Raw genomic sequence first — 23,590 nt, forward strand, 5'->3', positions numbered from 1 at the left:
GCCATGGAAACGCTCGGCCATCTCGCGCACGGATTTTCGGTCGCCTTCTCGCCGATCAATCTCATATGGTGCCTGGTCGGCACCACGCTGGGGACTGCGATCGGCGTGCTGCCCGGCCTCGGACCGGCATTGACCATCGCGTTGCTGTTGCCGATCACCTACCAGGTGGCGCCGGAGGCGTCGTTCATCCTGTTTGCCGGCATCTATTACGGCGCCATGTATGGCGGCTCGACGACATCGATCCTGCTCAACACGCCTGGCGAAAGCGCCACTATCGTCACCGCGCTGGAAGGCAACCGGATGGCCCGCTCCGGCCGTGGCGGTGCGGCCTTGGCAACCTCGGCGATCGGCTCCTTCGTCGCCGGCACGCTGGGCACGATCGGCGTTGCCTTCCTGGCGCCGATCGTCGTCAAATTCGCGCTGGCTTTCGGTCCGGCCGAATATTTCTCGCTGATGGTGCTGGCCTTCATCACGGTTTCGGCGGTGCTCGGCTCGTCGTCGGTGCGCGGCCTGACCAGCCTGTTCGTCGGCTTCGTCGTCGGCATGATAGGCGTCGACCTGCAGACGGGGCAGCCGCGCTTCACCTTCGGCATGAGCGAATTGTTGGACGGCGTCGACGTCATCGTCGTCGCCGTTGGCCTGTTCGCCGTTGGCGAGACGCTTTACATGGCCTCGCGCCGCTATGCCGGCAAGGACGACATCGTGCCGTTGAAAGGGTCGCTCTACATGACCGCGGCTGAATGGTCGCGCTCGTGGAGGCCATGGCTGCGCGGCTCCCTGATCGGCTTCCCGATCGGCGCCATGCCGGCCGGCGGCGCCGAAATCCCGACCTTCCTCTCCTATGCCATCGAGAAGAAACTCTCCAGACACAAGGAGGAGTTCGGCACGGTCGGCGCCATCGAGGGCGTTGCCGGGCCGGAAGCGGCCAACAATGCATCCGCCGCCGGCGTGCTGGTGCCGATGCTGACGCTCGGCCTGCCGACCTCGGCGACCGCCGCGATCATGCTGTCGGCATTCCAGAGCTACGGCATCAATCCGGGGCCGCTGCTGCTGACGACGCAGGCCGATCTGGTATGGGGGCTGATCGCCAGCCTGTTCATCGCCAATGTCATCCTCGTCGTCCTCAACCTGCCGCTGATCGGGCTCTGGGTGCGATTACTGAAGATTCCGGCGCCGCAGCTCTATGCCGGCATCCTGGTGTTCGCCACGGTCGGCACCTACGGCATTTCGCAATCGCCGATCGACCTCATCATCCTCTATCTGCTCGGTGCCGCCGGCTTCCTGATGCGGCGTTTCGATTTCCCGACCGCGCCAGTCATCATCGGCATGATTCTCGGGCCGCTTGCCGAAACGCAGTTCCGCCGCGCGATGACCATCTCGAACGGCGATTGGACGGTGTTCTACAAGCATCCGCTGTCGCTGACGCTGCTGACGCTGGCCTTCATCGGGTTGGTTGGACCGCATATCTGGGCCTACATCGAGCACAGGCGCATGCGCGGACCGGAGCACGTGCCGGGCGATGCCTGAGCTGTTCGTGACGTCATGACAGACCTGCTTTCCGGCATCCGCATCCTTGACCTGACCAATGTGCTGGCCGGCCCCTATTGCGCCTACCAGCTGGCGTTGCTCGGGGCCGACGTCATCAAGGTCGAGACGCCGCAAGGCGGTGATCTGGCGCGCCAGCTCGGCGCCTCGCCGGAGCTCAACCGGGCGGGCATGGGCGCTTCGTTCCTGGCGCAGAATGCCGGCAAACGCTCGGTGGCGCTCGATCTCAAGCAGGAGGCCGACCGCGAACGCTTCCTCGATCTGGTCGCTTCGGCCGACGCGCTGGTCGAGAATTTCCGCCCCGGCGTCATGGACCGGCTGGGGCTTGGCCATGCCAGGCTGAAAGAGGTCCGGCCAAGCCTTGTCTATTGTGCGATATCGGGCTTCGGCCAGACCGGGCCGATGCGCGACAATCCAGCCTATGACCAGATCATCCAGGGTCTTTCCGGCATCATGAGCATCACCGGTACACCGGAAACGGCGCCGCTGCGTGTCGGCTATCCCGTCGCCGATACGCTTGGCGGGCTGGTCGGGGCGTTCGCCATTACCGCCGCGCTGGTCAAGCAGAAGACGACAGGCGAGGGTGCGTTCCTCGACGTCTCGATGCTCGAATGCACGCTTTCGGCGCTCGGCTGGCCGGTGTCGAACTATCTGACGGCGGACGTCGAGCCGCAGCCGATGGGCAATGAAAACATGACGGCCGCACCGTCTGGCGCGTTTCGCACCGGCGACGGCTTGCTCAACATCGCAGCCAACAAGCAGGAGCAGTTCGTCACACTGTGCCGGTTGATCGGTCGGCCGGAGCTGGCGTCGGATGTCCGCTTTGCCGAGCGCGAAACGCGCAAGCAGAACCGCATTGCATTGAAAGCGCTGATCGAGGATGCCTTGGCGAGCGGCTCTGCCGCCGCCTGGGAGGAGACGTTCAATCGCGCCGGCGTGCCGGCAGGCCGGGTGCTGACAATCCCGCAGGTACTGCAAGAGCAACAGGTGATCCAGCGCGGCATGACGGCGCGCTTCCAGGCTGTGTCCGGGATGGACCGGCCGCTGACCGTGGTGCGCGGCGGCTTCATGGTCGATGGCGAGGCACCTTTGCCGAGCAGGCCGCCGCCGGGGCTCGGCGAGCATATGGACGAGGTGTTTGCCAGCCTGCCGCCGCGCGTCGGGAAACGAGCTAAGGCATGAGCGGCACGGAAAAGAAGGTATGACCGGCACAGAAAAGAAGACTGGCCGCGCGCGCGGCGAGGAATGGTGGCAGACCGGCATCATCGAGATGCGGCCCGGCGTCATCCGGCTGCGCGGCTATGAGATCCAGGATCTGATCGGCCGCGTCAGCTTTCCCGCAATGATCTGGCTGATGCTACGGGGCGAACTGCCAAGCGAGGAGCAGGCGGCGCTGCTTGGCATTGCATTGGGTGCCGCCGTCGACCATGGGCCGCAGGCGCCGTCGATCGCCATCGCCCGTATGGCGATCACTTGCGGCGTCGGCATCAACAGCGCCATGGCGTCGGCCATCAACGTGCTTGGCGACGTGCATGGCGGCGCCGGCGAACAGGCGCTCTCCTTCTACGGGGACATCGCCGCCGAACTGGACGCCGGCGTGCCGCTTGCCGAGGCCGTGTCGGCGCGGCTCGATCGTTTCCTTGCTGGGGAAGACGGTTATGTGCCGGGGCTGGGCCACCGCTTCCACCCGGTCGACCCGCGGGCGCCGCGCCTCATCGAGCTGACCCGCGACTTTGCCGCGCGCGGCGTTGTCAGCGGGCGCTTCGCCGACATCGCCGAGATGGTCGAGGCCGAGGTTGCGCGGCGCAAGGGCAAAAAAATCCCACTCAATATCGACGGCGCCACGGCCGTCATCTACGGAGAGCTCGGCTTCCCGCCGCCGCTGACGCGAGGCCTTTTCGTACTGTCTCGCTCGGTCGGCATCCTGGCCCATGCATGGGAACAGTCGCAGGAAAGCGACCGCAACAAAGGGCCGCTGCCGCGCGAATGGCTGTGGGCCTATACCGGCACGCCGGCGCAGCCTTTGCCCGAGGAAGACGAAGGCAGTCAGTGAGATGTCGGTTCAAGCGACAGCGGAGGGCGCTGGAGCCAATTCCCGATAGAGTCGGGATAGACCCCCATGTTTTATTGAGCGTGATCTTTTCCGAAAGCCGGATTCTGCTTTTTGGGGGTATGCTCCAGCTCCGGACTCCTGATGTTTCTCACCAGCGTCGAAAGATCCGGCTCGTCGATGAGCAACGCCGCGTCGGCCGGTGCCAGCCATGCCCGCTGCCGCCTGTTGGCTTCTTGCCAGTCGGCAAGTTCCTCGGCTACCTCCAGCAAATAGACGACGACGTCGACGCGGACGAAGCGGTTCGCCAGCCGCTTCCAGTAGCAATAGGTACCGGCCGGCTGTTTCAGTGTCTTGCCGAGAACACCGGCTTCTTCCTGTGCTTCGATGGTGGCTGCCTTGCGGCCGCTCTTGCCCTTCATCGGCCAGCCCTTCGGCACGATGAAGCGCCTCGTCGTTCGCGATGTGACCAGCATAACCTCGACTTCGCCATGCTCGCTCAGCCGAAAGGGGATCGCCGCGACCTGGCGATTCCGGGCGCCCTTCCTTGCCTTACGGACGACCTTCTTTCTGCTGGCTGCCATTCAAAAATCCAGTCGAAGCGGTGCCCAAAGCACGAAGGGCAGCATTGCTAAATCCAAACCGCCTTCGATGTTGTCTCAGGTGCGGCGGCATCCAAGCATAATAAGTCGGCTAAATAAATGAAAACGTTAGCGGCAAGTGCTGACAAAGCCGCTCCCTGACGGCAGCAACTGACAAGTCGGCTTGATCTGCGGCACCACCTGCGGTTGGGGCGCCGGGATTTGGCGGTCCTGCGCACGGTATTGCTGTTGCTGCTGCTGATATTGCTGCCGCTGCAGCCTGTTCTCCAGCATCTGCAACTGGTTTTGCTGGATCAATGCGTTGCGGTCGGCGGGGCTGACGATCTGTGCCGATGCGGCAGGATTTACGCCCGACAGCATCGCCGTTGCCAGCATTGCCGACCCTAAAAACGTCAATAGACGAAGCCGTGACATCCATTCATTCCCGCGCAAAAACCGACCTCAGGTTAATATAGGGGTTTTGCCCGGCGATGCCATGGCCGCCGCTGATTCGCGGCGAATTGGTACGTCGTCCTGCCGGCTTTGAGGAGGCATTGCGGTACGCGAGGCTGGCACTCCCATTTCACTCGACTTCGCGCAGCCGATATCCGACGCCGGTCTCGGTGGTGATATAACGGGGCTGGTCGGGCATCTTTTCGATCTTTTGCCTGAGTTGCCGGACATAGACCCTGAGATATTGAACATCGGTGGAATCGCCCCAGACCTGCTTCAGCAGGAATTGGTGGGTGAGAACCTTGCCGGCGTGCTGCACGAGGATGCGAAGAATGTCGTACTCCTTCGGCGAGAGCTTTATCTCCCTGTCCTCGACCTTGACGATGCGCTTCACCAGATCGACGGAGAGATCGCCGGTGTGGAACACCGGCTTTTCGCCCTGCTGCTGGAACTTGTGGCGCAGCGCCACGCGAATGCGCGCGACGAGCTCGTTCATGCCGAACGGCTTGGCGACATAGTCGTCGGCGCCGAGTTCCAGGGCCGAGACGATGCCGGCCTCATCAGTGCGGCTCGAAAGAATAACCACGGGAATGTCCAGGCCATCATCCCGCCATTTGCGCAGCAGCTCATGCCCGCTCATGCCGGGCAGGCCGAGATCGAGGAGGACCAGGTCCGGCTTTTCCGTCTCCATGAGTTCAATCGCCGCGCTGGCGTTCGGCGCCTCGCTGATCGCATAGCCTTGGCTGCCGAGCCCGACGCGAAGCAGTTTCCGGATCGGCGGCTCGTCGTCGACCACCAATATCCTGACGTCCAAATTCGTCATGACAGGTGGTCCATGTTTCGATCGTCAGCATCGGGTTCACCGACATCGGGGAGTTCTGCCGGCACCGGCATTCTTATGGTGAAAACCGCGCCCGAGCGGTCGGTCCTGTTCGCCGCCGAGAGCGTCCCGCCCATCGCTTCGATGAAGCCGCGGCAAATCGACAATCCGAGCCCGGTGCCGGCACGCACCTGGTCACCCTTGCGCACACGGTAGAAAGTGTCGAAAACGCGCTCCAGGTCCGCTGGCGGAATGCCTGGTCCCTCATCCATGATCTGCAGGATGACGCTGCCATTGTCGGCCCAGGCCTGCAGGCGGATCGTCGAACCTGGCGGCGCGTATTTTGCAGCATTGTCGAGGAGATTGAACAGCACCTGCTCGAACAGAACGGGGTCGAGCCGCAACATCGGCAGATCCGATGGAATATCGGTCTCGGTCTTATGCTCGCCGACGATTTTGCGGGCCCGATGCAGGGCTGAGCCGACAATGTCGCCGACATAGTGGAATGCATAATTCGGCTCCATCGTGCCGGATTCTATCTTGGTCATGTCGAGCAGATTGGCGATGAAGCGGTTCAGCCTTTCCGATTCATCAAGCACGGTCGACAGCAGTTCCGCCCGGTCCTGCTCGGGCAGTGCGGCCTCGAAGTCCCTGAGTGTTCCGGCCGCGCCCATGATGGCGGCAAGCGGCGTTTTCAAATCGTGGGAAATGGAGGTGAGCAAGGCCGAGCGCAGACGGTCTGCCTCGGCCGCAAGCTTGGCCCGGTCAACATCGGCGACGAGCTGGATGCGCTCGATGGCGACCGCCGCCTGGTCGGCGAGCGCATCGAGCAGACGTTGCTGCTCGGGTGTCAGCAGCGGACCTTGCTTGTCGTTGTCGAGGCCGACGACGCCCACCGCCGTGCGTCCGGTCCGCAAGGGCAGATAGAGGCGTTTTGCTCCGGGCAGCGTGTCGGCGCCGCGCCCGGCGGCGCGGTTATGCTCCCACGCCCAGCGGGCTGCTGCGATGTCGGCCTCGGCCAGCGTGTCGTCGGGTGGGTAGCCGGCTTTGACCGCGATTGTGCCGTCCTCGGGCAAAAGCAGCACTACGCGCAGCTTCAGCATCAAGGCGATCTGGAAGGCAGTGGCCCATAGCACGTCGTCCAGGGTACCGGCGCCGGCGAGCTTCTTTGAAAACTGATAGATGTCTTCCGTGGCGCGCGCCCGTGAGCTGGCAGCGATCGCTTGACGCTGCACCCGCGCCGTCAGATTGCTGGCGATAACGGCGACAACAAGGAAGACGGCAAGCGCAACGATGCTCTCCGGATCCCTGATCGTCAGTGTGTAGCGCGGCTCTAGGAAAAAGTAGTTGAATGCAAGGGCGCTGACGACACAGGCGTACAACGCTGGCCAGAGCCCGCCCATTACAGCCGATGTGAGCACCGCCAGCAGAAAGACAATGGCCAGATTGCGAACGTCGAGAAACTGGTCGAGAACAGTGCTGAAGGCCAGCGAGCCCATGACATAGGCTGTAGCTAGCAGGTAGGGCCTAACCTGAAACTGCTTCTGCTCGGTTGCCGCGCTGACATTTTTCGAGGGTGCGTCGGTGCCCTGGTCGGTTCCCGAAATTACATGGACGCTGATGTTGCCGGCGTCGCGGATGAGATCATAGGTGAGCGAGCCTTCGATCAATTCGCGCCAGCGTGATCGGGTCGGCCTGCCGATCACGATATGGGTGAAGTTGTTCGCCGTCGCATGGCGAACGATGTCTTGCGCGACATTCTGACCCGGAATGGTCGTCACCTCGGCACCGAGCTGCTCGGCAAGGCGCAACTGCGTCGCCAGCCGATCCTTGTCCTCCTCGGGCATGGCGGCTGAGCGAGGGGTGTCCACATGAAGCGCCGTCCAGGGGGCACGGAGGCGGTCGGCCAGCCTGCGCGCATAGCGTATGCGAGCCGCTCCGCCAGGACGCGCGTCGACGCAGACGAGAACCCTTTCTCCGGCCGCCCACGGTCCCGGGATGGCGTGTGCCTGCATATGGTTGAGCAACTGCTCATCGACCCGCTGGGCGGTGCGGCGAAGCGCCAACTCCCTGAGCGCCGTCAGATTGCCCGGCGAGAAATAGTTCTCGATGGCGCGCTGGGCGGTGTTGGGGAAGTAGACCTTGCCTTCCTCCAGCCGCTTGATCAGGTCGTCGGGGGTGAGGTCGATGATCTCGACATCGTCGGCTTGATCGATGATGGAGTCGGGGACGGTTTCACGCACCCTGACGCGTGTGATCTGGGCCACGACGTCGTTCAGGCTTTCGACGTGCTGGATGTTCAGTGTCGTGTAGACATCGATCCCGTGCGTCAGGATTTCCTGGACGTCGAGGTAGCGCTTGGGGTGGCGGCTGCCGGCGACGTTGGTGTGGGCGAGTTCGTCGACCAGAACCAGCGCCGGGCGCCGGGCGAGGATGGCGTCGAGATCCATCTCCTCGAGGATCCGCCCCTTGTAATCGATCTCAAGGCGAGGAATGACCTCGTAGCCTTCGACCAGCGTCTGGGTTTCCTTGCGGCCGTGCGTCTCGACGATGCCGATCACCACGTCGACTCCGTCGGCCAGCCTGGCGCGGCCTGACATCAGCATCTCGTAGGTCTTGCCGACACCGGGGGCGGCGCCGAGAAATATCCTCAGCCGACCGCGCTCCTCCCGCTCGGCGTGCGCGAGCAGCGCGTCGGGAGAAGGCCTGGTTTCGGCGGTGCGGCTGTCGTCTGGCATAAGGGTCAATCATGAACGGCGCCGGCTTCGGTGTCGATCCCGGCGCCGCCCTTCATTGTTTCATCGCATCGTCCAGCGCAAGGTTGAGGGCCAGCACATTGACCACCGCCTCGCCGATGAATCCCAATTCGCGATCCTCGATATGGCTGTCGACGAGCGATTTGATCCTGGATTCATCGACGCCCCTGGCCTTAGCCACCCTGGCGACCTGAAAATAGGCCGCATCGGGGCTGATATGCGGATCGAGGCCGCTGCCGGACGTGGTGACCAGATCCATCGGTACCGGCTGGTTCGGGTTTTCGGCTCTCAACTTCTCGGCGTCGCTCTTGATACGGTCGATCAGCTTCGGGTTGGTCGGGCCGAGATTCGAACCGCCCGAGGCGGCGGCATTGTAGCCGTCGCCGGCAGCCGACGGACGGCCATGGAAGTAGCGGTCGCTGGTGAAGGCCTGGCCGATCAGCTCGGAACCGACGATCTTGCCGTCCTTCTCGATCAGGCTGCCATTGGCCTGGCGCGGAAACAGCGCCTGGGCAATGCCGGTCATGCCGATCGGATAGATGAGCCCGGTCAGAACCGTGAAGAAGACGATCATGACGATCGCAGGCCTGATTTGATTGAGCATCGACGTGGTTCCTTATGCGAGACCGAGAGCAGTGATGGCCACGTCGATCACCTTGATGCCGACGAAGGGCACGACGACGCCGCCAAGGCCGTAGACTATGAGATTGCGGCTGAGCAGCGCACCGGCGCCGACAGCGCGGTATTTGACGCCCCTCAGCGACAGCGGGATCAGCGCGATAATGATCAGCGCGTTGAAGATGATGGCCGAGAGGATAGCGCTCTGCGGCGTTGCCAGATGCATGACGTTGAGCGCTTGCAGCGGCCCGGCGGTTTGGCCCGGGGCGATGTAGAAGACGGCGAATATTGCCGGGATGATGGCAAAATACTTTGCAACGTCGTTGGCGATGGAGAAGGTGGTGAGCGAACCACGCGTCATCAGCAGCGCCTTGCCGATTTCGACGATCTCGATCAGCTTGGTCGGATCGCTGTCGAGATCGACCATGTTGCCGGCCTCGCGTGCCGCGACCGTGCCGGTGTTCATGGCGACGCCGACATCGGCCTGCGCAAGCGCCGGCGCGTCGTTGGTGCCATCACCGCACATCGCGACCAGCTTGCCCTTGGCCTGTTCGTCGCGGATCAGCTTCAGCTTGTCCTCGGGCGTCGCCTGGGCAAGGAAGTCGTCGACGCCGGCTTCCGCCGCGATCGCCGCCGCGGTCATCGGATTGTCGCCGGTGATCATCACCGTGCGGATGCCCATGCGGCGCAATTCGGCAAAGCGTTCTGCGATGCCGCCCTTGACGATGTCCTTCAGGTGGACGACGCCGAGCAGGCGCCCATCGCGCTCGACCGCCAGCGGGGTGCCGCCGGATTTGGCGATCTCGTCGGCGATGGTTTGAAGGTCGCGGACGGTGTCGCTGCCGGGGCGCGTACTGCCTGTGGCAATGGTCGAGAGGTTGACGCGGGCAAGCACCGCATCGACTGCGCCCTTGCGGACCGAGGAGCCTTCCAGGTCGACGCCGCTCATGCGGGTTTGCGCGGTGAAGGGCACGAAACTCGCGTGCAGGCTTGCCATGTCGCGGGCGCGGATGGCGTATTTCTCCTTCGCCAGCACGACGATCGAGCGGCCTTCCGGCGTTTCGTCGGCAAGCGAGGCAAGTTGGGCGGCGTCGGCCAGTTCCTGTTCGGTGACGCCCCTGACCGGACGGAATTCCGTTGCCTGGCGGTTGCCCAGCGTGATCGTGCCGGTCTTGTCGAGCAGCAGCGTGTCGACATCGCCGGCCGCCTCGACGGCGCGGCCCGACATGGCGAGCACGTTGAAACGCACCAGGCGGTCCATGCCGGCGATGCCGATGGCCGACAGCAGGGCGCCGATCGTGGTCGGGATCAGCGTGACGAACAGGGCGACCAGCACCGTCACCGAGATATAGCCGCCCGAATAGGAGGCAAAACTCGGGATCGTCGCTGTCGCCAGCACGAAGATCAGCGTCATGCCGACGAGCAGGATGTTGAGCGCGATCTCGTTGGGTGTCTTCTGGCGCTCGGCGCCTTCGACCAGCGAGATCATGCGGTCGAGGAACGTATGGCCGGAAGCCGCGGTGATGCGCACCCGGATCCAGTCGGACAAGACTTGCGTGCCGCCGGTCACCGCCGAACGATCGCCTCCGGATTCGCGGATGACAGGTGCGGATTCGCCAGTGATGGCCGCCTCGTTGACCGAAGCCACGCCTTCGACCACCTCGCCATCCGAGGGGATGATGTCGCCGGCTTCGACAAGCACGATATCGCCGACCTTCAGGCTGGTGCCGGGCACCAGCTTGAACTTGCGGCGGTCGCCGCCGTTCAACAGCTTGGCTTGCGTCTCGGTTCGCGCCCGACGCAGCGAGTCTGCTTGCGCCTTGCCGCGGCCTTCGGCCACCGCTTCGGCGAAGTTGGCGAAAAGCACTGTGAACCACAGCCAGATGATGATCTGCAGCGTGAAGCCAAGATCGCCGCCGCTGGTAACGAGATCTTTGACGAACAGCACGGTGGTGAGCGCCGAGACGACGGCGACGACGAACATCACCGGGTTTCGCATCAAGGTGCGCGGGTTCAGTTTTCTGAAGGATCCGCCGATGGCGGGCAACAGAATGCGGGGATCCATGATGCTCACGGATTTCGACTGGCTCATTTGGTGGCTCCAGTGTCGATGTTGGTGACCGGTCGATCGTGTGCCGAACGAAGGTGCGGCGGCCCGTAAGCCAGCAGCCAGATAATGATCAAGGCTGCCGCAATAGCGAGGAATGTGGACAGGGTCGGGAAAGGAGGAGGTGTTTTCTCCCCCTCCGGCTCGGGACGATGCCGGGCCTTTCGAGATATGATCTTGAACCAGGGCATGGCCGTTTCAGAATGTCTGACGGTGAATCATCGCCAGGTGCTCGACGATCGGTCCGACCGCCAGGGCCGGGAAGAAGGTCAGGCCACCAACGATCAGGATGACACCGACCAACAGCCCGACGAACAGCGGACCGTCGGTCGGGAAGGTGCCGGCGGAGGCAGGGACGGTCTTCTTCGCCACCAGCGATCCAGCAATCGCCAGCGCCGGAATAATGACCAGGAAGCGGCCCATCAGCATGCCGATGCCGAGCGTTATGTTGTACCAGGGCGTGTTGCCGCTGAGACCGCCAAAGGCGGAGCCATTGTTCGCCGCGGCCGAGGTGTAGGCATAGAGGACCTCGGAGAAGCCGTGCGGGCCGGCGTTGGCGATGGAAGCAACGCCGGTCGGCAGCACCACCGCGATGGCGGTGAAGACCAGCATCGCCAGCGGCAGGCAGAGGACGGCCAGCATTGCCATCTTGACCTCCTTGGCCTCGATCTTCTTGCCGAGATATTCGGGCGTGCGTCCGACCATCAGCCCGGCAACGAAGACGGCGATCACGATGAACATCAGGATACCGTAGAAGCCGGCCCCGACGCCGCCGACAATGACCTCGCCGAGCTGCATGTTGATGATGGGGATCATGCCGCCGAGTGCGGTGAAGCTGTCATGCATGGCGTTGACCGCGCCGCAGGACGCGGCGGTGGTGATGACGGCAAACAGTGCCGACAGAGCGATGCCGAAGCGGCTTTCCTTGCCCTCCATGTTGCCGCCGTCGATGCCCAGCGCATGGACGAGCGGATTGCCGGCGGCCTCGGCCCAGTAGCAGACGGCAACGCCGGCGATGAACAGCACGCCCATCGCCGACAGAATTGCCCAGCCCTGGCGCTGGTTGCCGACCATGCGACCGAAGACATTGGTTAGCGCCGCGCCGAAGGCGAAGATCGTCACCATCTGGATCAGGTTCGAGATCGCGTCGGGATTTTCGAAGGGATGCGCTGCATTGGCGTTGAAGAAGCCGCCGCCATTGGTGCCGAGCATCTTGATGGCAACCTGCGAAGCGACCGGCCCGACCGCGATCGTCTGTTGCGCGCCTTCCAGCGTCGTCGCGTTGACGTAAGCACCAACCGTCTGCGGCATACCGAGATAGACATAGACAAGCGTCAACACGATGCAGAACGGCACAAGCAGATAGAGCGTGCAGCGGGTCATATCGACCCAGAAATTGCCGATCGATTTGCCTGAGGCTCTAGCAAAACCGCGGATCAGTGCGACCGCGATGGCGATGCCGGTCGCGGCCGACAGAAAGTTCTGCACGGTCAAGCCGGCCATCTGCACGAGATAGGACATCGTGCTTTCGCCGCCGTAGTTCTGCCAGTTGGTGTTGGTCATGAAGCTGGCGGCGGTGTTGAAGGCAAGCCCAGGTTCGACGGCGGTCATGCCGCCCGGATTGTAGGGCAGGCCGCCTTGCAGCCGCTGCAGGAAATAGAGCACCAGGAAGCCGGCCAGGTTAAAGAACAGCAGGGCCGCCGCATAGGAGGTCCAGTGCTGCTCCTCGCGCTCGCTGGTCCCGGACATACGGTAGAGCCCGCGCTCGAGCGGGGCCAGAATTGGCGACAGGAATGTGCGCTCGCCGCTGAAAACGCGATGCATGTAGCCGCCGAGCGGCTTGGCCAGCAAAACGACGATCCCGCAATAGACGAGGATCTGCAGCCATCCGTTGATTGTCATGGGGTTGGCTCCTTGCCAGCGGAGATCAGAAGCGTTCCGGGCGAACGAGGGCGTATGTCAGGTAAGCGAGAAGGAACAGGGTCACGGCGCCGCCGAGGATATAGTCGAAGAGCATGTTTCGATCCCCTAAACTTACAGCCCGTCGCAGGCTTTGATGTAACCGAAGCATAGAGCAAAGAACGAGATTCCTATCCCGACAACAATGATGTCCATCGTGCAATTTCCTATATTGAGTTTGTTCTTTTCAACTTGGACAAAACTGTCCAAGCCCGCTCACCGCTTCACATCGGCGGCCGGATACATCGCTCTGCCGAATATGGATCAAAGTGCCATAAAGGTTCGAGACGGGACGCGGAGCAAAGAAATCAAAATCCCATAAGGATTTCGCCGCCTCGGCGCTGGCCACAGCTTCAGGGGGAGGTGCGCACCGGCGCGCGAAGCTGCCGGGGATCAGTCTGCGCGGGTATAGATCAGAGCGTAATCGTCCGCATAGGCCCGCTTCCAGCCCAGTTCGTCGAAGAACGGAATGCGGCTGTCGTCGGCGGTCAACAATGCCCAGCCTATCGCATATTTCTCGAGCTGGGCTTTCAGGATCGGCTTGCCCCGGCTGTGCCCAGTCTGCTCATCCGTTTCCGTAAAGCCGTTCAGGAAGAGCTGATCCGCCCGGCCGTCGATAAACGTCTTGATGCCATGGAAAATCAGCGTGCCGCCGAAATTGTAGGAATTCAGCAGATTGCCTGACAGATTATGGGCTTGGGCGAAGGCCAGCGCATCCCTCGCCGAAGTCTTCTGGCTCGGCACGACCGGATAGGCCAGGAAGACCGCGGCCGCCAAAACCAGCAAAACGGCAAGTCCAGCGCAAATTCTGGAAAATTGCCGCGCGAAAAATTGTTCAAGTCCGTCGCGCTTTTCCGCGGCCCATGTAGGGGCTGAAAGCGCTGGATATTGTTGCGCAACCTCGACGGCAAGTACGACCGGGACAAGAAGAAAGAACAGGTACATGAACCGTATGTGGGTGAGATAGACGTGCAAGGTGAAGACAAGGAACAGCGCCTTGGCCCAGCCAATACGCAATCTCGACACGAGCAGCCCGAACAACGCCACCAGCAGGGCCACCTCCTGGAGGGTATGCCGCGAGGCGTCGAAGGGTTGCCACTCCGCAATGTAAGGCACCGCCTCATTGCCATAGGCCACGGTGAATGTGGCGAGTATGGCCTTGACGCCATAGGGATTGAGCAGGCTGACCAGCGGGCAAAGCAGCCCGAAAGCGATCCACTTGGCCAGCAGCCGGGGGTTCGACAAGCGCGTGCGCATGACGAGATCGAGGCCGGCGAAGGCGGCGATAATGAAACCGAAGGTGAAGGTGGCATGGAGATTGGCCCACAGGCAAAGCAGCGCCAGCAGCCATAGAGGCGGCGCTTTCTCGTTGCGTGCGGCTTGGAAAAGACCGGCGGTCCAGACGACGATAATGGGCAAGGTAAAGATGTGGGGTCGGGCGACATAGATTGGCCCGATCAAGAGCGCGAGCACCAGTGTCAGTGCTATCGCCAGCGTCGGCTTCAACGACGCGCTGAGATACCACGACGTCAAGAAGGCCGTCAGCGCGATTACCGCAGTCGCCAGCAGTACCACGCCGTTCCAGCCGCCGGCTTCGAAGGCAAGGGCAAGGAGAACCTGGCTAAGCCATTCCTTGGCGATCCATGGCTGGCCGGCAAAAGTGTAGGAGTAAATGTCGACGGAGGGGAATGTGCGGCTTGCCAGCATATCCATGCCGACCTTGATGTGCCACCAGCTATCGGGATCCTGCAGGAGGGAGGTGGCAAAGGCGAGGAGCGCCGTCGCCATCACGACGGCCGCCAGCAGGCAAAACACCAGCCTCACATGCCGTATGTCGTCTATCGACGGCCTCGCCTCACCAGACATCCCGCGCATATGGCATCCCTGAGCCGCGATAGCGGAAGGGATAGCCCGAATTTGTTAGAAAACCGATAAGCTGCAGGATTGCGGCCACAACCCTGTGCCGCGCGTCTAACCGGCTGGGCACGTTGAGCAGCGACTACTAAGTTGCGGGTGAGGGGCAGACCTCCGGCCGTTCAGCCCTCGGCCTTGAAGTTCTTGGCTTCCTTCTCGACTTTCGGGCTGTCCTTGCCGTGCTTGCGCATCAGATCCTTCGCCTGCTTCGGCGAAACGTCGGTGGTTTCGGCCAGGTGCAGAGCCTTCTTTTCGTCCGGATCGCGCGTCTTGCGGTCGGCCATTGCGGTTTTCTTGTTAGCCATTACGACGCTCTTATGCTCTCGGCGATTTCGTTCAGCACCTTGCGGTCGGTGCCGTGGCGCTTGATCAGCGTGCGTGCCTGATCAGGGGTAATGCCCGCTTCCTCGGCGAAATGACGTACCTCATAGTCTTCGCCGCCCGCCACTCGTGAGCGGTCGCGACTGTCGGTCCTGGTTTTGTCGTCGGCCATGGCAGCTCTCCTCATCTCAACGAGAGCATAACGGGCAAGATTTCAGCGAGTTCCTTCGAGCGTGTCGCCCAGTTGCCTACCCTCGGGCATGACCCGACATGAGCGGCGGTTTTTGCTCAAAGCAAGGGCACGGCGCCAGGCTGGCCTTCGCGCACAAAAAGGCTCGCTTCCTTGGCCGCACCAGTAAATTTCCGCCGCGCGCTGCCAACCGCCCGCCACTGCTCCTGGGCGCAGCCTGGTATTCGTTGCGGATTGCTAAGGGTAGCGATGGTCGAACACGACCCCCATGGTCCTACCAACGGCCGTCATGACGATAATCTCGACCAGATCGTCGTCACTGTCACCGCAGGCCGGGGCCGTCCGGCGAACGATGTCCAGCATCGCCCTCGTCGATATGGTGTCGCCGGCGCCGAATCTTGAAAGCGCAGATGAAACAAGCTCTTGGGCCGTCAAGTCGGCGACAGTCACCCTCTGCACCACGTTCATTGGCTTCCTCCCACCATGAACCCTCTCCCGCGAGAATGATACGCCGAACGTCGGGTTTCGCCAGCGAAATGGTGGTCCTACCAGCGCGCGGGGCAGCGACCGAAATCGTCGGTTTTGCGTGAGGCAATCCAGGCGCGAGGCGGCAGCACTTTTGTGCCATGCGACTTCGCCACAGACCCATCCCGGCGGCCGGGATGGGTCTCAATTTATTTACTTGGCAGTTTGATTGCTTGGCAGTCGGGTCTGCTCGGTTGCGGTCGAAGTCAGCGCAGCAAGAACCACGGTGCGGGCAGGACCAGGACGGTTCTTCGTTTCACGGAACGCCGAACCGGTCTGTCTTTTTTGTTTGACGCAATTCCGGATGGAAAACCGTTCACACGTTTTCCTGGAATTGCTTGTCTTATGACTCTAGGCGGCCAGATCGCTCGGAAGCTTGCCGCCATTCTCGACCAGCTTTTTCATCAGTGCATCATGCAGCCACAGATTCATCGTTACGGTGTCGTTCATGTCGCCGGTGTAGTTCAGCTCGTGAGCAAGCTCCTTGCGGGCGCCGAGGCTGCTATCGATATTCAGAGCCTTCATCAGGTCGACGATCGAATTCTTCCAGTTGAGCTTTTGCCCTTTCACGGCCACCGCCTTGTCGAGAATGGCAGCGATGTCAGGAGCAGAGGACGGCGCGGATGGCGTTGCCGGAGCCGGGATTGCAGCCGGGTCGGGTCGGGTAGGCGCCGTCGGCTGGGTGGCCGTGCTCGAAGCAGGCGCGGGAGACGGTTGCGCCGGCGGCGCTTCGGCCGCAACCGCGTTTCCGAAAATCGCACCTTTGATACTGTCGAAAATGCCCATTGCTATCTCCTGGGTTGCCTTCACGGTGTGTTGCCTTGACGGTCGGTGAGGCGACCGTTGCCGAATTCGCATTGAGCGCCCTGGTTGTACCGGACCACGAACGCAACGCAGGGGCAACTCCAAACTGGCTGAAAGGTAAAGGCTTGGTTGCATGGTGAAATCGGCTCAGTGATCCGATCCCAGAGTAGAATGGTCAGATCGCGGCACGACAAATAGTTACGCGCAATGGGCGAGGGAAACGATTGGCAGCCAGTTTTGCTGACGCAGACCAGAAAAATCATCTAGATTCGTGTTCGCCATTCGCTGAGAGGAACGAAGCCATGACAGCAGTCGTCGCATCCGACAGGCTCGAACGTTCGCTGGTTTGGGCAGAGGACGATCCGTCGGTCAAATGGGCCGGCGCTTTCGCGGTTTACGGCGGGCACGGCACCACCCAGTCCTCAGTCATTGTCTACGAGATCGAGCCCGGCAAGCGGCTCGGCTGGCACACCGACGCCACCGAGGAGACGCAATACATCATCGCCGGCACCGGCGAGCTGCACATCGAGGGCGGCAGCATCCACCCGGTCAGGCCCGGCAGCGTCCTGGTACTTCCGACGCCGGTCCGGCACGACCTCGTCAACACCGGCACCGAAACCCTGCGCGCCGTCGCTTTCTTTGCGGCGGCGATGTTCACGCAGACATTCGACGACGTCATGCTGCCGCCGAAATCCCATGTCCTCGGCACGCCCAATCGCGCAGGCTGAACGCGTGCCAGCGGGAATCATCCGGCCTGCGGATTGCGGACTTGGAGCTGAGATGAGCGCGCGCGCGGCCGGCAAGCGGTTCGGCGTCGTTACGCGCCTGTGTCACGGGCGGACCGGCTGATGGCGCCCGTCAAGGTCGACCCGGCCAAGGTGCGCGAGTTCAGGGATGCCGAAAGCTTCCATGCCTGGCTTGGCGAGCATCACGACAGCGAGGACGAAGTCTGGATCAAGATCCATAAGCGCGATTCGGGGCTGCCGTCGATCACGCCGAAGCAAGCCATCGACGTGGCGTTATGCTGGGGCTGGATCGATGCGGTGCGCAAGGCCCTGGACGGCAAAAGCTATTTGCAGCGTTATACCCCGCGCGGCAAGAAGAGCACCTGGAGCCAGATCAACGTCGACAATGTCGCCCGGCTGATCGAGGAGGGCCGGATGACCGAGCATGGGCTGAGGCAGGCCGAGGCAGCCAAGGCCGACGGCCGCTGGGCGCGCGCCTATAGGAGCGGCAAGGAGATGAAGATCCCCGACGACCTCCAGGCGGCAATAGACGCCGAGCCCAAGGCGAAAGAGATGCTGGCGAAGCTCAGCGAGCAAAACCGCTTCGCGCTCGCCTTCCGCACCCACAACATGAAGACCGAAGCCGGACGCAAGAAGAAGATCGCGGCGTTCGTGGAGATGCTGAAGCGCGGCGAGACCATCCATCCGCAACGAAAACGCGATTCTGGCTGAACATTCTGACCGCGCTTGTCTCCGGCATCTTGTGCTTGTCCCGAATGCGGCCGGATCGCTGCTCAGCCTTCGATCCTGGCGATGTCGCAGACTATTGTTTTCGGCGAGCGTCGCCTGACATTTCGACAACATCTCTCATTCGTTTGATCGATGCAGGAACAAAGCTCCGTCCTCACAGTCGGTATGGTATATTAGCAGGCGCTGTTATGAGGTTTTTGCCCGTTCAGGAGCCGACTGGCACGTGGGCCGTGTTTGATGCGACCGTGGACGTGCCTGCGGATTTCGCTGGCAGTTGCCTTATCGGCTTGCCGCGGGAGCGGGCGGAGTGGCTCGCAGCAAGAGCCAATCGAGATGCTGCAAAAGGCACTTCGACTTGGCGGTTGTCAGCTGCCGGACCGGCAAAAGCCGCGGTTCTTAGACTTAGACCGTTAGGAGAGATTTCGATGATGCACGAACAGGTAATGGAAGCTGCGTTGGCAGCCAGAAATCAGGAAGTGGATATTTGTGGTGTCTTCGACATCACCAACAAAACCGATGCGCCAATTGGCTCTCGCCGATTGGGCGAGGCTATCCACTTTGTCGCCAATGCACCTATCGTTGGCTATGATGTTCACGCCGCCGTCATCCGATATGGCCCACTCGGAACCCCCAGCCTCAGAGCAACAGATTGCACACAGCTGTGGGAGAAGTTTGGCGAGGCCTTGCTGCAACACTGACGGGCTGACCTTTGGCGCGTATGGCACCACCATCGTGCAGGACACTTCCCTTGTGAGAACGACGTGGAAGCCTGGCGGGTGATATTGCAATCAAATTAGCGTGAGCGCATATTTTTTACCGGCTGGACTCGCAACCGGCCAGGCCCGGCGGCCGGCCGCCAACGGGCCGTCAGGCCGCCAACAAATGGTTCGGCAGGCCCGACGGTCCCCCCTTGGCAAGGTCGCCGGAAACGAAGCATGATGCGGCGGCAAAACGGGTTTGGGAGAATGACATGCCTAAGGTTTCGGAGCTCTTTTTCAAGACAGCCATCGTCTTTCTTATTCTGGGAATTGCAGCTGGCTTGCAGATGGCAATTTCAGGCGATCACGGCGCGTTTCCGGCTCACGCGCACATCAACCTGCTGGGATGGGTCACCAGTGCAATATTCGGCGGCTACTATGCGCTGAACCCGGCGAAGGCTGCCCGCAGGACCGCGATGATCCACTACGGCGTCTACAATCTCGGCCTGGTCGTGATGCTGCCGGCGCTTTACCTGATGCTGCAGGGAAATCCGGCGCTCGAGCCGATCGTCGCCACCGGCTCGATGATTGTCGCCGTCGCCGTGCTGATCTTTGCCTTCGTGGTTTTCTCCGGCGAAACAGAGCGCTCGGTCTCAGGGATACAAGCGGTTCCGCACTAGACGCGTAGCGACGGTACCGAGCCTGTCAAAGCCCGCGCTCTGGTGGAGCGCGGGTCGGTTCGGCTTGTGGGCTGATCTGGGGTAACCCGGGGGTCCAGTTGATCGGCAGCGAAGGTCGACAAGGCTTTCAGTCGCAACCTTGAGGATTGCCAGGGACATCTATCCTTCCTATCCGGGAACGGAGCGAGCGCGAAGCGCAAGCCCTGGAGTCTATGCCGTCAATCAGGCCGTTGCTGCGATGCAGAACCTTGAAGTCAGAGGGATAGCGCGCCTCGTCCCAGTCGGACATTTGCCCCGCAACAAGGGGAGATTGCCAGCTTCTGCGGTCCGGCAGCTTATTGCCAAACGTAAGCGCCAGACTGGACGGGGGCGCCGCGACTGTCCCAACGGTTCGGGCACGCGGACAGCCAATGCAGCGAGGTGCCTAGGCCTTGGCCAGCACGCCTGCGTGGGGGGATGAACCCGGAAAAGGCGAAGAGGGCGCTTGTCGAGGCCGTGAGGCCGCCGAACGAGCAACTTTGTGAAAGGGCGCACATGGAACTTTCTCGCTGCAAAAGTCTCGATCACGATTGCCTGGGAGTCTACGGGTGATTAGCGTGCATCTTGGGGGATTGAGATATGGTCAAAAAGCATCCATTGGAGGGGTTCAGCGTCTCCGCAAGGAGCTTTAAGAGTTTTGGGGAAGAGAATTTCCCAATGCTTGGTTTCTCCCCGATTAACATAGTAATTGGAAGGAATAACTCAGGAAAATCATCCCTTGTTGATTTGGTAGATTTATTTATAACAAGGGGAAAAAAATTCGATCCAACAAAACACAACGTCGGCGGTAGAGAGTTCACTTTCTATATGACTCAAACCATACCGGAGGCGACTCTAAGAAGAGTTTTCCCTGAAAGTACTTCGGGAGGAGTGCTTGGCGGAAATCACTGGACTTTCGGGCAACAGTTTGTTGGCGCGCCTGCTGTCCTTGCCTATGGACCGACATGGAAGCCCGAGTTTGCATCGATGCCTCCGAGCGACGACAGACTGCGTTCCATTCCTCCGGAATATAGAGATGCACTGGCTCAGCAGTTGCCGTGGCCTTGCGACGGCATGCGGCTGTTGCGGGTGGCAGCAGAGCGCGACGTGCAGCCGGAGGGGCGAGACCCCTCTCGCACAGTCATGCCAAATGGTCGGGGTGTTACTAATCTCGTGCGATCATTTATAAACAGTGACGATCTTCCCCGCGAAGAAGTTGAAGTCGGCCTCCTGAGGGATTTAAACGAAATCTACCGAGGCGACAGCATCTTTACCGCAATCGTTTGTCGAGAAAATAAGGATCAAATATGGGAAATCTTTCTTCGGGAGGAGGGCAAGGGAAATATTCGATTGTCAGAATCTGGAAGCAGTCTTAAGTCTGTATTTATTATGCTCTGTACGTTGCGACTAGTTCCAAAAATCGAATCTGTATCATGGGAGCGTATTGTCCTGTCAGTGGAAGAACCTGAAAATAATCTCCACCCCGCTCTCCTGAGGCGACTCCTAAACTTCCTGGCAGAACGTCGAGCGGAGCGCGGTTTTAGTCTGATAGTTGCCACCCACTCGCCGGTTGGCATCGATTGGTCAACTAAACGGGATGATAGCCAAATAATTCATGTGAAGCACAATGGCATCTCCGCCTCAGCGCAAGTGGCAATAGGATATACCGGTGGCCGCGACATACTGAACGACCTAGATATCCGTGCTTCTGACATCCTCCAAGCCAACGGGGTGATTTGGGTCGAAGGGCCTTCAGATCGAATCTACCTCAACAGGTGGATTGAGCTCTTTTCTGACGGCGGATTGAAGGAAGGTGTCCATTATTCGATTATGTTCTATGGGGGCAAGTTGCTGTCGCACTTGCATGCGCTCGCCCCAGCAGAAGGCGACAAGCTCATTTCCTTGATGAATCTAAATCGCAACGCAGCCATTTTGATCGACAGCGACAGGCACCTGGGAAAAGCAGCATCAAGCAAGAAGCCAGCTCGTAGGCCTCGTATGCATTTGAACGAAACCAAGAGCCGGCTAAAAGATGAACTCGCACGCATTGGCGGGTATGTATGGGTTACCGAGGGTCGCGAAGTAGAAAACTATCTGTCTAGATCGCTTCTTGCGCGTGTTGTGGAGAACCCAACCCTAATTGTCGGAAGTTATGACATTATTGTAGAGTTGCCGGCTCTTTCAGGCTTTAAGCGAGATAAAATTGCACTCGCACACAAGGTCGCTGAGTTTACCGAAAGAGGCGATCTAGACGGCCACATGGATTTGGCACTGATGCTGGGCAGTCTGTGCGATGCAATTCGCACGTGGAACGGTCCCAACTGACAGGTGCTGGCGGAGAGAGCGGGATTCGAACCCGCGTTACGGTCTCCCGTAAACACACTTTCCAGGCGTGCGCCTTCAACCACTCGGCCACCTCTCCGTCTCTTTAGCATTTTCGCCGCGGCCGGTTTCGCCGTGCGGGTTGGGGAGATGCATCTCCTTTGGGATTCCGGCCGAAATTGCGGCCGCGGGCGCCGTCAACCAGCGGATACCCTTCCCCGCACCTGAGCCGTCAAAGCAACAGGCGCGGGGCTCATCTAGTCGATCCGGTGCCGAATGCCAAGACATAACGGCACTCTATTCGCTTTGCCGCATAGGGAGGCTCCGTCCAGCCACCGGCGCACCGTTTGCCGATGCGGCAGCGGCTGACCCGATGTGGACAGCCGGCGAGTTTGTCGACGCGATCGGCGTCTTCGCCGTCCAGCGCGTCACGGGCTCCGGCGCAAACCGGCGGCGTAGGTTCAACTTCGTGTGTCGCGATTGCGGATAAGGCGCGCAGATCCTATTTAACAGTCCACACGACATTCTGATAAACTCCTGGGGAGGAAGGGTCTGGATGTTCCGCTTCGTCTTTCGTCTCGCTGCAATGGTCGCGCTTTCGGTTTCGGTCATCATGGCCGTGCTCGACGCGACCCGGTCGGTGGCGGCTTCGGCGCTGGTGATGACCCCGCTCAACACCAGCTGGCTCGCCGTCTCGCCGGACACGCGCAGCGCCTTTGAAAGCTTCGTCCGCGACAAGCTCAATCCGCTGCTGTGGGACGGCGCCATCGCCTGGGTGCTCAGCCAGCCCGGCTTTGCCGTGTTCGCGGTGCTGGCCTTCGTTCTTTATGCCATCGGCTACAGGCGGCAGCGCCCCAGCGGGCGGTTCGCCGCGACCTAAAATTCCTGCGTTCCCGGATCCAGCGTTCCCCGGATCGGGGAAGGCTCAAGCAAGAAGAAAAGGAAATCGCACATGTTTCTCAGCGATATGCTGAACAAGAAGCTCAACCTGCCGAAGCCCTCCGAGGCGTTGCCCGGCCGCGACCGGCCGATCCCGACGGCATCGAAGCATTTCGTCTCGAACAGGCCGCTCAAGGGTCCCTATCCCGAAGGGCTTGAGACGGCGATGTTCGGGCTGGGCTGTTTCTGGGGTGCCGAGCGCCTGTTCTGGCAGGTCGATGGCGTCTGGGTCACGGCGGCCGGCTATGCTGGCGGCGTCACGCCCAACCCGACCTATCAGGAAACCTGCACCGGGCTCACCGGCCATGCCGAAGTCGTGCTCGTCGTCTACGATCCGAAGATCGTGTCCTATGCCGAGCTTTTGAAGCTGTTCTGGGAAAGCCACGACCCGACGCAAGGCATGCGCCAGGGCAATGATGTCGGCACCACCTACCGTTCGGCGATCTACACGTTCAACGACGCGCAACACCAGGCGGCGCTCGCTTCGCGCGATGCTTACGAGGCTTCGCTGCGCGGTGCCGGACGCGGCAAGATCACCACCGAGATCGCGCCGGCGCCGGAATTCTACTTCGCCGAGGAAGACCACCAGCAATATCTGGCGAAGAACCCCTACGGCTATTGCGGCCTGCACGGAACCGGCGTCTCCTGCGCCATTCCGGCCGCCGTCTCCGCCTGATTTTGCGCCCCTGACGCAAGGAATATGCTGTGGGGGCCCCCGGGCGCGCCCCCCCTTTTACAAATGGGGAAAAAAAAAAGATGATTTTTTTTTTGGCGGGGGCCCAATTATCCCAACCCGGGGGGCACCCCCCACCCCG

Annotated in this window: 23 protein-coding genes and 1 tRNA gene; 10 read left to right on the plus strand and 14 right to left on the minus strand. The window is 61.3% G+C overall.

The genetic code is table 11. The features are described from left to right. Window positions 1–3 precede the first annotated feature (3 nt). From NKG95_RS22190 to NKG95_RS22200, 3 genes are read left to right on the plus strand one after another with little or no spacing between them, the layout of a single operon-like run. Window positions 4–1,527: a tripartite tricarboxylate transporter permease gene (locus NKG95_RS22190; protein WP_352483579.1), complete on the plus strand. Its 1,524-nt coding sequence runs from the start codon at window positions 4–6 to the stop codon at window positions 1,525–1,527. Window positions 1,528–1,542: 15 nt separating this feature from the next. Continuing rightward, window positions 1,543–2,727: a CaiB/BaiF CoA transferase family protein gene (locus NKG95_RS22195; protein ID WP_353042538.1), complete on the plus strand. Its 1,185-nt coding sequence runs from the start codon at window positions 1,543–1,545 to the stop codon at window positions 2,725–2,727. A gap of 19 nt (window positions 2,728–2,746) precedes the next feature. Continuing rightward, on the plus strand, window positions 2,747–3,598 hold the full coding sequence (locus NKG95_RS22200; protein WP_353042540.1) for a citryl-CoA lyase: 852 nt from the start codon (window positions 2,747–2,749) through the stop codon (window positions 3,596–3,598). Between the two features lie 71 nt (window positions 3,599–3,669). On the opposite strand, the gene NKG95_RS22205 is transcribed toward NKG95_RS22200, so the two are convergent. The 13 genes from NKG95_RS22205 to NKG95_RS22265 form a co-directional block, all read right to left on the minus strand. Further along, window positions 3,670–4,179 carry an NUDIX hydrolase gene (locus NKG95_RS22205; RefSeq protein ID WP_353042542.1) on the minus strand — a complete coding sequence of 170 codons (510 nt, stop codon included), beginning with the start codon at window positions 4,177–4,179 and terminating at the stop codon, window positions 3,670–3,672. Window positions 4,180–4,305: 126 nt separating this feature from the next. Further along, on the minus strand, window positions 4,306–4,611 hold the full coding sequence (locus NKG95_RS22210) for a hypothetical protein (RefSeq protein WP_353019897.1): 306 nt from the start codon (window positions 4,609–4,611) through the stop codon (window positions 4,306–4,308). 148 nt (window positions 4,612–4,759) lie between these two features. Further along, window positions 4,760–5,452, minus strand: a complete 693-nt coding sequence (locus tag NKG95_RS22215) for a response regulator transcription factor (RefSeq protein WP_353042544.1) — start codon at window positions 5,450–5,452, stop codon at window positions 4,760–4,762. Continuing rightward, complete coding sequence (locus NKG95_RS22220) at window positions 5,449–8,187, minus strand: DUF4118 domain-containing protein (RefSeq protein WP_352856904.1); 2,739 nt, start codon at window positions 8,185–8,187, stop codon at window positions 5,449–5,451. The genes NKG95_RS22215 and NKG95_RS22220 overlap by 4 nt, the downstream gene beginning before the upstream one ends. A gap of 52 nt (window positions 8,188–8,239) precedes the next feature. Next, a complete protein-coding gene (gene kdpC, locus NKG95_RS22225) occupies window positions 8,240–8,809 on the minus strand; it encodes a potassium-transporting ATPase subunit KdpC (protein ID WP_353042547.1) in 570 nt (189 codons plus the stop codon). A 12-nt stretch (window positions 8,810–8,821) separates the two neighbouring features. Continuing rightward, the gene (gene kdpB / locus NKG95_RS22230; RefSeq protein ID WP_353042548.1) at window positions 8,822–10,915 is read right to left on the minus strand and encodes a potassium-transporting ATPase subunit KdpB; all 2,094 of its coding nucleotides are present in this window, start codon (window positions 10,913–10,915) and stop codon (window positions 8,822–8,824) included. Window positions 10,916–11,128: 213 nt separating this feature from the next. Then, window positions 11,129–12,832 carry a potassium-transporting ATPase subunit KdpA gene (kdpA, locus tag NKG95_RS22235; RefSeq protein ID WP_352495475.1) on the minus strand — a complete coding sequence of 568 codons (1,704 nt, stop codon included), beginning with the start codon at window positions 12,830–12,832 and terminating at the stop codon, window positions 11,129–11,131. Window positions 12,833–12,857: 25 nt separating this feature from the next. Then, on the minus strand, window positions 12,858–12,947 hold the full coding sequence (locus tag NKG95_RS22240) for a K(+)-transporting ATPase subunit F (protein WP_023675300.1): 90 nt from the start codon (window positions 12,945–12,947) through the stop codon (window positions 12,858–12,860). 335 nt (window positions 12,948–13,282) lie between these two features. Then, window positions 13,283–14,764, minus strand: coding sequence for a hypothetical protein (locus NKG95_RS22245; RefSeq protein WP_353042550.1), 1,482 nt, complete (start codon window positions 14,762–14,764; stop codon window positions 13,283–13,285). A gap of 161 nt (window positions 14,765–14,925) precedes the next feature. Beyond that, entirely contained in the window at window positions 14,926–15,108 is a 183-nt protein-coding gene (locus tag NKG95_RS22250) for a hypothetical protein (RefSeq protein ID WP_036244723.1), read from the minus strand. Next, window positions 15,108–15,296, minus strand: coding sequence for a DUF3606 domain-containing protein (locus NKG95_RS22255; protein WP_023718995.1), 189 nt, complete (start codon window positions 15,294–15,296; stop codon window positions 15,108–15,110). The genes NKG95_RS22250 and NKG95_RS22255 overlap by 1 nt, the downstream gene beginning before the upstream one ends. 255 nt (window positions 15,297–15,551) lie before the next feature. After that, window positions 15,552–15,782 carry a hypothetical protein gene (locus NKG95_RS22260; protein WP_023718996.1) on the minus strand — a complete coding sequence of 77 codons (231 nt, stop codon included), beginning with the start codon at window positions 15,780–15,782 and terminating at the stop codon, window positions 15,552–15,554. A gap of 408 nt (window positions 15,783–16,190) precedes the next feature. Further along, complete coding sequence (locus tag NKG95_RS22265) at window positions 16,191–16,625, minus strand: DUF3597 domain-containing protein (protein WP_353042552.1); 435 nt, start codon at window positions 16,623–16,625, stop codon at window positions 16,191–16,193. A 320-nt stretch (window positions 16,626–16,945) separates the two neighbouring features. Here NKG95_RS22265 and NKG95_RS22270 point away from each other — a divergent pair, with 320 nt between their 5' ends. The 5 genes from NKG95_RS22270 to NKG95_RS22290 all read left to right on the plus strand — a co-directional run bounded on the left by NKG95_RS22270 (window position 16,946) and on the right by NKG95_RS22290 (window position 21,839). Further along, a complete protein-coding gene (locus NKG95_RS22270) occupies window positions 16,946–17,371 on the plus strand; it encodes a cupin domain-containing protein (RefSeq protein ID WP_031194003.1) in 426 nt (141 codons plus the stop codon). Window positions 17,372–17,491: 120 nt separating this feature from the next. After that, a complete protein-coding gene (locus tag NKG95_RS22275; RefSeq protein ID WP_023718999.1) occupies window positions 17,492–18,100 on the plus strand; it encodes a YdeI/OmpD-associated family protein in 609 nt (202 codons plus the stop codon). Between the two features lie 443 nt (window positions 18,101–18,543). Beyond that, window positions 18,544–18,816 carry a hypothetical protein gene (locus NKG95_RS22280; protein WP_031194005.1) on the plus strand — a complete coding sequence of 91 codons (273 nt, stop codon included), beginning with the start codon at window positions 18,544–18,546 and terminating at the stop codon, window positions 18,814–18,816. Between the two features lie 272 nt (window positions 18,817–19,088). Then, window positions 19,089–19,496: a hypothetical protein gene (locus NKG95_RS22285; protein WP_353042554.1), complete on the plus strand. Its 408-nt coding sequence runs from the start codon at window positions 19,089–19,091 to the stop codon at window positions 19,494–19,496. Between the two features lie 618 nt (window positions 19,497–20,114). Beyond that, window positions 20,115–21,839 (plus strand): ATP-dependent nuclease, encoded by a 1,725-nt coding sequence (locus NKG95_RS22290; RefSeq protein WP_353042556.1) that lies wholly within the window; start codon window positions 20,115–20,117, stop codon window positions 21,837–21,839. A 7-nt stretch (window positions 21,840–21,846) separates the two neighbouring features. On the opposite strand, the gene NKG95_RS22295 is transcribed toward NKG95_RS22290, so the two are convergent. After that, window positions 21,847–21,936 (minus strand) — tRNA-Ser (locus NKG95_RS22295). A gap of 456 nt (window positions 21,937–22,392) precedes the next feature. Between NKG95_RS22295 and NKG95_RS22300 the strand changes: the two genes are divergently transcribed. Then, a complete protein-coding gene (locus NKG95_RS22300; protein WP_023719002.1) occupies window positions 22,393–22,716 on the plus strand; it encodes a hypothetical protein in 324 nt (107 codons plus the stop codon). A 72-nt stretch (window positions 22,717–22,788) separates the two neighbouring features. Continuing rightward, the gene (gene msrA, locus NKG95_RS22305) at window positions 22,789–23,451 is read left to right on the plus strand and encodes a peptide-methionine (S)-S-oxide reductase MsrA (RefSeq protein WP_023719003.1); all 663 of its coding nucleotides are present in this window, start codon (window positions 22,789–22,791) and stop codon (window positions 23,449–23,451) included. Window positions 23,452–23,590: the final 139 nt, after the last annotated feature.

The sequence above is a fragment of the Mesorhizobium sp. M1423 genome, from assembly GCF_040317575.1.
Classification (GTDB): Bacteria; Pseudomonadota; Alphaproteobacteria; order Rhizobiales; family Rhizobiaceae; genus Mesorhizobium.

Coding starts and splice junctions, on each gene's coding strand:
- NKG95_RS22190 (WP_352483579.1), top strand. CDS start 4: ATGGAAACGCTCGGCCATCTCGCGCACGGATTTTCGGTCGCCTTCTCG.
- NKG95_RS22195 (WP_353042538.1), top strand. CDS start 1,543: ATGACAGACCTGCTTTCCGGCATCCGCATCCTTGACCTGACCAATGTG.
- NKG95_RS22200 (WP_353042540.1), top strand. CDS start 2,747: ATGACCGGCACAGAAAAGAAGACTGGCCGCGCGCGCGGCGAGGAATGG.
- NKG95_RS22205 (WP_353042542.1), bottom strand. CDS start 4,179: ATGGCAGCCAGCAGAAAGAAGGTCGTCCGTAAGGCAAGGAAGGGCGCC.
- NKG95_RS22210 (WP_353019897.1), bottom strand. CDS start 4,611: ATGTCACGGCTTCGTCTATTGACGTTTTTAGGGTCGGCAATGCTGGCA.
- NKG95_RS22215 (WP_353042544.1), bottom strand. CDS start 5,452: ATGACGAATTTGGACGTCAGGATATTGGTGGTCGACGACGAGCCGCCG.
- NKG95_RS22220 (WP_352856904.1), bottom strand. CDS start 8,187: ATGCCAGACGACAGCCGCACCGCCGAAACCAGGCCTTCTCCCGACGCG.
- kdpC (WP_353042547.1), bottom strand. CDS start 8,809: ATGCTCAATCAAATCAGGCCTGCGATCGTCATGATCGTCTTCTTCACG.
- kdpB (WP_353042548.1), bottom strand. CDS start 10,915: ATGAGCCAGTCGAAATCCGTGAGCATCATGGATCCCCGCATTCTGTTG.
- kdpA (WP_352495475.1), bottom strand. CDS start 12,832: ATGACAATCAACGGATGGCTGCAGATCCTCGTCTATTGCGGGATCGTC.
- NKG95_RS22240 (WP_023675300.1), bottom strand. CDS start 12,947: ATGCTCTTCGACTATATCCTCGGCGGCGCCGTGACCCTGTTCCTTCTC.
- NKG95_RS22245 (WP_353042550.1), bottom strand. CDS start 14,764: ATGCGCGGGATGTCTGGTGAGGCGAGGCCGTCGATAGACGACATACGG.
- NKG95_RS22250 (WP_036244723.1), bottom strand. CDS start 15,108: ATGGCTAACAAGAAAACCGCAATGGCCGACCGCAAGACGCGCGATCCG.
- NKG95_RS22255 (WP_023718995.1), bottom strand. CDS start 15,296: ATGGCCGACGACAAAACCAGGACCGACAGTCGCGACCGCTCACGAGTG.
- NKG95_RS22260 (WP_023718996.1), bottom strand. CDS start 15,782: ATGAACGTGGTGCAGAGGGTGACTGTCGCCGACTTGACGGCCCAAGAG.
- NKG95_RS22265 (WP_353042552.1), bottom strand. CDS start 16,625: ATGGGCATTTTCGACAGTATCAAAGGTGCGATTTTCGGAAACGCGGTT.
- NKG95_RS22270 (WP_031194003.1), top strand. CDS start 16,946: ATGACAGCAGTCGTCGCATCCGACAGGCTCGAACGTTCGCTGGTTTGG.
- NKG95_RS22275 (WP_023718999.1), top strand. CDS start 17,492: ATGGCGCCCGTCAAGGTCGACCCGGCCAAGGTGCGCGAGTTCAGGGAT.
- NKG95_RS22280 (WP_031194005.1), top strand. CDS start 18,544: ATGATGCACGAACAGGTAATGGAAGCTGCGTTGGCAGCCAGAAATCAG.
- NKG95_RS22285 (WP_353042554.1), top strand. CDS start 19,089: ATGCCTAAGGTTTCGGAGCTCTTTTTCAAGACAGCCATCGTCTTTCTT.
- NKG95_RS22290 (WP_353042556.1), top strand. CDS start 20,115: ATGGTCAAAAAGCATCCATTGGAGGGGTTCAGCGTCTCCGCAAGGAGC.
- NKG95_RS22300 (WP_023719002.1), top strand. CDS start 22,393: ATGTTCCGCTTCGTCTTTCGTCTCGCTGCAATGGTCGCGCTTTCGGTT.
- msrA (WP_023719003.1), top strand. CDS start 22,789: ATGTTTCTCAGCGATATGCTGAACAAGAAGCTCAACCTGCCGAAGCCC.